Origin of the sequence: Castellaniella sp. (assembly GCF_034007085.1) — a bacterium.
Lineage (GTDB): Bacteria > Pseudomonadota > Gammaproteobacteria > Burkholderiales > Burkholderiaceae_B > Castellaniella.
In genome coordinates this window covers 1-4,054 of sequence record NZ_JAVERO010000160.1, presented here as the reverse complement: position 1 = coordinate 4,054, position 4,054 = coordinate 1, and the positions used below count along the sequence as shown (strand labels likewise).

Sequence of the window (4,054 nt, the reverse complement as noted above, 5' to 3'; positions counted from 1 at the left end):
TGGTTTTTGTGGCCAGCGAGGGTGGCACGACCTGGGGTTTCGCCATGGCGCTGCATGATGCCCTGGTGCGCAACGGCCATGCGGTCCACACTGCGCCGCTGGAACGATTCCAGGTTCCCGAGTCGACCCGGCAGATATTCGTTCTGGCCGCCACGTATGGGGATGGCCAGGCCCCGGCACATGCTGCCCGGGCATTGGATCGGATCGCCAGCCTGAAAGGCGGGACCGTGCCGGTGACGGTGTTGGGTTTTGGTGACCGCCAGTTCCCGGCCTTCTGTGGCTATGCAGAGGCATTGGACCAGGCCCTGCGCGCGGCTGGCTGGCCGCAGGCGTTGCCGCTGGAATGCATTCACCAGCAGTCGGCGCAGCAGTTCGACCGCTGGGGGCAGGCGCTGTCCGAAGCCCTGGGCGAGGCGCTGGTGTTGAAGTACGCGCCGCGCGTTCCACCGACTGTATCCCTGGCACTGATCGAGCGGCAGGATTATGCGGGGGGCGGCGCGGACCCGGCTGTCATCCTGCGCCTGCGCTGGCAGCATGTCGGTCCGCTGGCGCGGTTGCTGGGCCGGGGCATGCCGCGTTTCAAGGCGGGCGATCTGGTGGGCATCGTGCCGCCCGGCAGTCCGGTGCCGCGCTATTATTCCCTGGCCTCCGGGTTTGCCGATGGTTTTCTGGAAATCTGCGTGCGGCGGATGCCGGGCGGGGTCTGCTCCGGTTTTCTGTATGACCTGAAACCCGGCGATCGCATCCAGGCGTTCATCAAGTCCAACCCAGGCTTCACGCTGGGGGCCTCGCGCCGCCCTGTCGTATTGATTGGCGCGGGCACCGGCGTCGCCCCGCTGGCGGGCTTCATTCGCGGCAATGTCCGCAAGACCCCCATGTACCTGTATTTCGGCGCGCGCAATCCGGACGCTGATTTCTATTTCGGCCCGGCCATCCGTGACTGGCTGGATGAAGGGCGTCTGTCTGGCCTGCGCACGGCGTTCTCCAGGGTCAAGGATGGGGGTGGCTACGTCCAGGACGCGTTGCGCCGCGATGCGGATCGCGTGCGGGCGTTGGTTGCCAAGGGGGCGGTATTGCGGGTCTGCGGCAGCCGGCCCATGGCCGCCGGGGTTGCCAGTGCGCTGGACGAGATCCTGCGTCCGCTTGGCCTGGACGTGCATCGGCTGCGGGAAGGGGGGCGTTATGCCGAAGACGTATTCTGATCCAGCCGCCGTGCTGCCTGCCGTTCCTGGCGCATGGGCTGATGCCACCCTGAGCGGGCCGACCATGGGCACGCGCTGGTCGGCCCGGTACCAGGCGGCACCGGATTTTGATCATGATGCGTTGTCGCATGATTTGGCCCGGGCGGTGGAATCGGTGGATGCGCAGATGTCACCCTGGAAGCCGGACAGCGACCTGATGCGCCTGAACCGGGCCGAGCCAGGGGCCTGGGTGGCGCTGCCGGCATCCATGATCGATGTGCTGTCCCGGGCGCGGGACATCGGCATCCTGAGTGGTGGTGCCTATGACGCAGCCGTTGGCGGTCTGGTCAATGCCTGGGGATTCGGTGCGGTATCGGACGCCCCTGATCCGCTGGCCATCCGGCATGCCGCTGCCGGACATCGTCCGGCCCATCTCTGGCTGGATGTGGATCGGGAGCGGGGCTGTGCGCGCAAGCGGGCCCCCCTGACCCTGGATCTGTGCGGGATTGCCAAAGGCTACGCGGTGGACCAGATGGCCCGCGTCATGCAGCAGCATGGCATCGGCCATGCTCTGGTGGGCCTGGACGGCGAGTTGCGGGCCTGTGGCGCCCGGGCCGATGGTCGGCCCTGGGCCGTGGCGCTGGAAAGCCCGCAGGAAGGCTGCCGGACGGCGCATGGGGTAATCGAACTGGCCGATCTGTCGGTGGCGACATCGGGCGATTACCGCCACTGGGTTCAGGTCGGGGAAGCTCGCCTGACACATACCATGGACGGCCGCCGAGCGGCGCCGGTGCGCAATGCCGTGGCTTCGGTGACGGTGCTGGCAGTCGATTGCATGGACGCCGATGCCTGGGCCACGGCGCTGCTGGTGGCGGGAGCGGACGAGGGGCCTGCCCTGGCCCGGCGCCTGGGCCTGGATGCCTTGTTCATCTTGCGGCGCAACGACCGGCTGATCGAATTTGGGGTGGGCCGTTTTGCGTTTCAGCGCGAATGATCGTGCGACGTCTCGGATCCAGCCGGGCTTGCCAGATCGAGCCCTATCCGAAGACGTCGATCGCCTTGCGGATGGTGACGAACAGGGCGACCAGGAAACCGGTGCCCAGCAGGATGATGCCAGGGTTGCGGTCGCGGAAGCCGAAGCCGATGAACATCGCGATGATGCCCAGGATGAACAGGACCAGCAGCAGATTGTTGTGCAAGAACATGGTGGCGCGCTCGATGCGAGGTGATACCAAGATCATAGCCAGTCTGGCGCATGCCTGTGTTGAGACAGGGCAATGACCGTCATTCAAAGGGTCGGCCCTCGCCGGCTTCCTCGTGCGTGGCCCCGTCGCGGATGCGATAGATCCGCTTGAAGGTCGGGATGATCTTTTCGTCGTGCGTCACCACGATGATGGCGGTCCGGTATTGTCGTGCCATTTGGTTCAGGATGCGCACGACGGACATGGCGCGTTCGCTGTCCAGGGGGGCCGTCGGTTCGTCGGCCAGAATGACCGGCGGACGGTTGATCAGCCCGCGCGCGATGGCGACCCGCTGCTGTTCGCCACCGGACAGTTGCGGGGGCATGGCCTGCGCGCGATGTTCGACGTCCAGCGAGGCCAGCACGTCCAGCGCACGGGCGCGCGCCTCGCGCTTGCCGACGCCTGCCAGCATCGGCAGCAAGGCCACATTGTCGGTGACGTCCAGAAAGGGGATCAGGTAGGGCGCCTGGAAGATGAAGCCGATCCGGTCGCGGCGCAGCGCCCGCAGGTCCTTGACCCGCCAGCCGTCATCGTAGATGCATTCATTGCCCAGCGTCATGCGTCCGCCCGTCGGGTCGATCACGGCCCCCAGGCATTTCAGCAGGGTGCTTTTGCCTGAACCCGATGGGCCGATCAGGCCGACGACCTCGCCGGGGGCGACCGACAGGTTGACGTCGCGCAGGGCCAGTACGGCCGTATCGCCCTGGCCGTAGCGTTTGCTCAGGCCTTCGATCTGGATGCCCGTATGCGTCGTGTTCATGAAGTTCATCCGATGGCGTTGGCGGGATCGACCCGCAGGGCGATGCGGATGGCCACCAGGCTGGCCAAGGCGCAGATCAGCAGGATGGCGGCCAGGCCCGCAAAGGAATCGGCCGGCATCAGCAGCACGTATTTGGGGAAGAGGGGAGCAGAAAACGTCGCTGTGATCTTGCCCGTCATGAAGCCGATCAGCCCCAGGGCCAGGGCCTGTTGCAGAATCATTCCGGCGATGGTGCGGTTGCGGGTGCCGATCAGCTTGAGCACGGCGATTTCGCGGATCTTGTCCATGGTCAGGGTGTAGATGATGAAAGCCACGATGGCTGCGCTGACCAGCGCCAGGATGACCAGGAACATGCCGATCTGGCGTGCCGACGAGGCGACCAGCTTGTCCACCAGGATGGTTTCCATCTGGGCCCGGGTATGGACGGACAGGCGCGTCCAGCGCTGGATGCGGGCGGCGACTTCGGTGGCGTTCGCGCCCGGGGCCAGCGTCACCAGGACGGCATTGACGAAGGGGTTGGCTGCCTGGCTGTCGAGCACGGCTTGCAGCGCCACATCGTTGCCAGGCCGGCCCAGAACTGGATTGGCCGCCGTGCGCCGGCGACTTTGCCAGATGGCATCGTTGTCCTTCTGGAATTGCGCCTGCTGCGCGTCTTTCAGGGGGATGAAGACCATCGGGTCTCCGCTGGAGGACACCGTGCGTCGGGTCTGGCCGACGATGGTGTATGCATGGCGGCGGATGGTGATCCGGTCGCCCAGGGCAAAGCCGGTGGCCACGTCTGCCACGGCTTCGTAATGACCCAGGACGATCTGGCGGCCGGCGACCAGGCTGGGGGGCCAGCCCGGCGTGGCACCTGGCGTGCCCGGCGCTAC

The 4,054-nt window shown here is 66.4% G+C and carries 5 protein-coding genes; 2 read left to right on the top strand and 3 right to left on the bottom strand.

The genetic code is table 11. The features are described 5' to 3' along the window. A partial coding sequence (locus RBR29_RS10890) for a flavodoxin domain-containing protein (RefSeq protein WP_320349235.1) occupies nucleotides 1-1,202 on the top strand: 1,202 nt, incomplete at its 5' end. Continuing rightward, on the top strand, nucleotides 1,183-2,175 hold the full coding sequence (locus RBR29_RS10885; protein WP_320349233.1) for an FAD:protein FMN transferase: 993 nt from the start codon (nucleotides 1,183-1,185) through the stop codon (nucleotides 2,173-2,175). The genes RBR29_RS10890 and RBR29_RS10885, both read left to right, overlap by 20 nt. Nucleotides 2,176-2,218: 43 nt before the next feature. Here RBR29_RS10885 and RBR29_RS10880 read toward each other — a convergent pair whose 3' ends face one another. From RBR29_RS10880 to RBR29_RS10870, 3 genes are all read right to left on the bottom strand, one after another. Continuing rightward, on the bottom strand, nucleotides 2,219-2,416 hold the full coding sequence (locus RBR29_RS10880; RefSeq protein WP_320349232.1) for a hypothetical protein: 198 nt from the start codon (nucleotides 2,414-2,416) through the stop codon (nucleotides 2,219-2,221). Nucleotides 2,417-2,465: 49 nt separating this feature from the next. Then, the gene (locus tag RBR29_RS10875; RefSeq protein ID WP_320349231.1) at nucleotides 2,466-3,191 is read right to left on the bottom strand and encodes an ABC transporter ATP-binding protein; all 726 of its coding nucleotides are present in this window, start codon (nucleotides 3,189-3,191) and stop codon (nucleotides 2,466-2,468) included. Beyond that, on the bottom strand, nucleotides 3,188-4,054 hold an 867-nt coding region (locus RBR29_RS10870; protein WP_320349230.1), incomplete at its 5' end, for an ABC transporter permease. The genes RBR29_RS10875 and RBR29_RS10870, both read right to left, overlap by 4 nt.

Bases quoted from the DNA above. Each gene is read 5' to 3' on its own strand.
- RBR29_RS10885 (WP_320349233.1), top strand. From the start codon at position 1,183: ATGCCGAAGACGTATTCTGATCCAGCCGCCGTGCTGCCTGCCGTTCCT.
- RBR29_RS10875 (WP_320349231.1), bottom strand. From the start codon at position 3,191: ATGAACTTCATGAACACGACGCATACGGGCATCCAGATCGAAGGCCTG.